The following is a 4,551-nucleotide window of genomic DNA, read 5'->3' as shown; positions in this document are numbered from 1 at the left end:
GTGCAGTACGAACCAGCAGACACCGAACACGACGATCAGCAGCAGGATAGGCACGGGTACGCCTAGCAGACTGCCGCTGCCGAGCCAGAGCAGACCGTCTGAAAGATCGGGGATAGGCCGTCCATCGGTGAAGATGTAGGTCATGCCGCGCGCGACGCTCAGCATGCCGAGCGTCACCACGAATGGCGGCAGCGACAGCTTTGCGACTGCAAGCCCTTGAGTCCGCCGAGCACCACGCCGACCGTGCAGCCCGCCAGCAACACGAGCCAGATGCCATGCGGATTAGACGCCGTCGCCAGGCTTGCGCCCACCGCTCCGGCAAGCGCCATGACGGCGCCCACGGACAGGTCAATCCCCTTGGTGAGGATCACGAACGTGACACCGATCGCGAGAATGCCGTTGATCGCCGTCTGGCGAATGATGTTCGTCCAGTTCCCCCAGGTCAGAAAGAACTCGTTGGCGAAACTCAGGAAGACGCACAGCACGATGAATGCGGCGACGATGCCGTACGTCTTGAAAAGTCGCGCTAGCCAACCGAAATTTCCCTTGACTTTAACGCTCTTGTGAAATTAGCATTCCTATTCGTTCCGTCCGGACTTTTCCCGATTTCCTCACTGCGACAGAACCCCTTCCTCGTAGCCTTCACACCATTTCCCGTGGACTGACCGCTCCCCACCCCCGAAGTTGGCGTCGTCCGCAATCCGCGGTGTTTTCATAGCGCCTCCTCGCGCCGGCTACCATAGCCTCTCGGCTTCAAAGAGTCGGTATCTCACCTTAGAAGCGGCGTCGCCGGTCTGCGTCGGTTGCCATATTAATTGTTCTTAACGTTAGGATCGCCAAACGAAATGCGACGATACTAAAGGAGTTGCCCAACGCCTATAAAGCACTTCATCTATCTCAATTCACAGGCCGACTTTGGTGCCTGGGCTCGATTGGCTCCGGTAGTGACATCACATTTTTAGCCTTACCGAAGGAGTACGAACATGAATCGCTTTACGGTGAATCTGCAACGTGCACTCTTTCCGCTGCTTGTTGCGGTGTCGAGTGTCACTCTAGCCGCGGGCGGCGGAAATGGTAACGGTGGTTCCGGGGGTGGCAATGCGCACGGTGCTGCGACTGCTCGCCCGACGAATGGTGGTGACAATGTCTCGACTCCTGGTAGTACAAGACCGGGCGGGTTTCATTTCAGGCATAAAAAGAAAGTGAGGCCGGAGACAGTTCAATAGAGGCGATGCGACAACCGGGAAGCGCGGTGCCGGCACAGTTTACGAAACTCGCGGGAAGTTCGATTGCGGAGATAGGCTACCGCTACCGAGCGGCACGGCCGCATTATGCGTGGGTGACTGCGACTGTACAGCGACATTAGTGAAGCTGCGCTGGCGCGCGTGATGGCCGCTGCTCGCCGCGTTGCATCGCCGCAGACGCGCTGGGGGATTCAGATCAACCATGCAGGACGTAAGGCATCCGCTCAGCGTCCCTGGGAGAGCAGAGGAGCGCTGGCTATTAATGACGATTCCTGCCAAGCTGACAGACCCTCCGCCCTGGTGAGAGGCGAGAATGGCATACGGCGAAGGAGATGATGCCAGTCGATATGGCACGGGTCCGAGACAGCCTGGCGGGTTCTGATGGTCATATCGAATGCTTGCGGTCGCTACCTCATTCATGAGGTAGCGAACAACGTAGAGCAAGACGGTGCCGTCCGCCTGGCTTCAGACGACGTGGGCGTCGAATATCTTTTCATAAAGCGTGCAGCCCATGTACAACTCCTAGCTGCGCGTAGCGTGCGCGTTAAGGGAATCAAGATCCTCCGGCAAGCCGATATCTTTTGTTTCCGGAAGAAACCAGGGAAGAATCATGCCGATGACATACACAGAGCCGAACACCAGTGCGGCATGAGATACGCCGCCAAAGGATTTGATCATTGAGCCGGAGAGAATCGGGAAAATCCAAGCAACGAGGCGGGCAGAGTTGAACACAAAGCTCGTCGCGGTTGAGCGGACGGACGCATTGAATAGTTCGGCAGGATAAATGGCGAGCCAGGCGAACGTGCAACCCAGCGTAAAGAATCCATTGATAGCGGCAATGGCCAGCATACCTTCCACAGAACTGATCCAGCCATAGGCCAAGACAGTTGTCGCCAGTGAACCGGTAAAGCCCAGAAAAAGATACCAACGACGACCCACGCCATCGATGATGAAACCCGAAAGCATATAGGCAAGAATGGCACCTATCGTGTAGACAATCGATACCGACGAGATCCAGTGACTTGCATTGACGACGTGCTCTAGTGCCGCCAGTTCCGCCGTGCGGGCAGGCAGCCAACTCGAGACGGCCCACCAGCCCACAATCGTCACGATGGACAGGATAGTCGTCAGTACGATTCGGCGAACGGACTCGCGCTCGCTAAACACCTGCTTCAAGGTAAAAGGTCGCTTGGTGGGGCGGTTGCTCGCGTCGCTGGTACCGGTTGCGCTCCATTGCTTATTGCGCACGGCTTGCTGCCATTGCTCCGATTCATCGACACCGCGCCGAATGTAGAGAACAAATAGTGCAGGCAATGCGCCAACGACAAACATCACACGCCAGTTGTCCGCTCCGAATGGATCGTAGACCGACAAGGCATACCAGATCAGGGCCGCAATGAGAGTGCCCCAGCCGAATCCAGATTGTAGAAATCCAGCACCCTTTGCTCTTGCTTCACGCGGCCACGTTTCTGCAATCAGCGCGATGCCTGTGCTCCATTCGCTGCCCATGGCGAGGCCCGTTAAGAAGCGCAAGACACAAAGGTAAATCAGATTGCCCGAGAACGCCGTGCATCCAGTCAACAGCGCGTACAGAAGTACCGACCACATCATCATCGGCTTGCGCCCCACGTAGTCAGCGAGTACGCCACCGACCAGTCCGCCGATTCCCCAGCCGAGCAATGTGATCCCGATCACCAACCCGGCGTAAAGTGGTAGTGAGCTCATCTGGCCTGGCGTCAATACCGAATGCATCAATGCAGGCAGCACCATGATCAGGGCAAGCGCTTCGTACCCGTCGAAGATCCATCCAAGAAATGCGCCATTTAGCGTGAGCCAGTGCTTTCTGGTCAGGCGCGAGTACCACCTGTGAGACGGCACCGACGGAGAGTAGGATTCGGTTACCACATCGTTCATGACGTCTTCTCAATTGTGTTATTTGGAGGTCGACCCAGGCGATACTTCGCTGTACCGAATGCGTGCGTGCCTTATGCCACATTGGGCTTGGGCGGGGTGCGATAGTCCTTTGGCGGTGCCGGATCATAATATGGACAATGGCCTCAGCCATTGCTTTTCCGCGAAGCCAGCCATCGTCAACTGCGATGGGTGAGCCACCCCATCTTCATGCCGCCAATGCGCATCGATACCGAGTCCCTCGGGTTTTTATGGCTGCCGTAGAACAAGGAAGCATTGCCACGGCCTCGCGAGCGCTTCATTTTAGGTCAACACCCCTAGATTATTCCTGATTCGCGCCGATAAAGAGGATGCGCCCATCCATGGAGCTTCAACCTGGCAATGAAAATCGGCGCACGGCTTGACCGCCACGATTGCTGCGGTACTCGTTTTGTTGTTGGTGATGAGTGCGGCGGTCATTGCGCAAAAGGCCCGCATGAACGCGGACACGCAAGGTGTTGTCAATGACCGCATGGTGAAGCAACGGTTGGCCATCAGGTCAAGAAAGGGACGTCCTCCACAGTGGCCTACGTCCATGGCAATTTTGCCTGTTCGTTACTATCGATCGAAAGGTTCGCAAATACATGAAACTGTCTTTTGTTCAAAAGCTTTGGCTGCCACTGATCCTGAGCTTGCTGTGTCTAGCCGGAATCTCGATCTACAACGCTTACCAAACAAGAGAAATGCGGCTGGACGAGCGAAAGGCGGACCTGACTCACGTGTCGGAGAATGCCCTGACTGTCGTCAAGACATTTGCCGACCAGGCGGCCGCCGGCACCCTGCCCTTAGCGGAAGCCCAGAGACAAGCCATGGACGCCATCCGCAACATGCGGTACGGCGAAGGCGGTTATTTCATCATCGTCAACTCGCAGCCGACGGTCCTGATGTCGATACTGCCGGAGTTGAATGGCAAGGACGTCAGTGATGTCAAGGATCCGAACGGTGTCTACCTCTTCAGGGCGATCGTCGCCTCCGTCAAACGTGACGGCAGGGGCTTTAGCGCGTACGCGTTTCCAAGAAAAGGGGCGACGGAAGCCTCGCCCAAAATAGCCTACAGCGTGATCTATGAGCCGTGGGACTGGATTGTCTCGACAGGGCTCTACGTCGACGACATCGATGCCGCATTTCGCTCGACTCTGTATCAGAGCCTCGGGATTCTGGTGATACTGGCCGCGGCCCTGTCGGCTGTCGTGGTGTTGCTCAACCGGGGCATCCTCCGTTCCCTGGGCGGCGAGCCATCCTATGCCGCTGAAATTGCCAACCAGATTGCCAACAACGACCTGACCGCAGTGGTTAAGACGGCACCGGACGACCGCTCGAGCCTGCTGTTTTCGATGAAGCGTATGCAGGAGCAGCT

The 4,551-nt window shown here is 56.7% G+C and carries 3 protein-coding genes; 1 reads left to right on the top strand and 2 read right to left on the bottom strand.

Translation table 11 applies throughout. From position 1 onward, the window contains the following. Window positions 1–173: 173 nt before the first annotated feature. Window positions 174–485 carry an ABC transporter permease gene (locus tag WCA53_RS02030; RefSeq protein ID WP_423904947.1) on the bottom strand — a complete coding sequence of 104 codons (312 nt, stop codon included), beginning with the start codon at window positions 483–485 and terminating at the stop codon, window positions 174–176. 1,281 nt (window positions 486–1,766) lie between these two features. Beyond that, complete coding sequence (locus tag WCA53_RS02025) at window positions 1,767–3,158, bottom strand: MFS transporter (protein ID WP_423904945.1); 1,392 nt, start codon at window positions 3,156–3,158, stop codon at window positions 1,767–1,769. 620 nt (window positions 3,159–3,778) lie between these two features. Between WCA53_RS02025 and WCA53_RS02020 the strand changes: the two genes are divergently transcribed. Continuing rightward, window positions 3,779–4,551, top strand: a 773-nt coding sequence (locus tag WCA53_RS02020; protein WP_423904942.1) for a cache domain-containing protein, incomplete at its 3' end; no start/stop codon positions are given.

This window comes from Caballeronia sp., assembly GCF_049581465.1.
Classification (GTDB): domain Bacteria; phylum Pseudomonadota; class Gammaproteobacteria; order Burkholderiales; family Burkholderiaceae; genus Caballeronia.
Note: the sequence above shows the minus strand (reverse complement) of the source record. Positions and strands in the feature narration are given on the sequence as shown.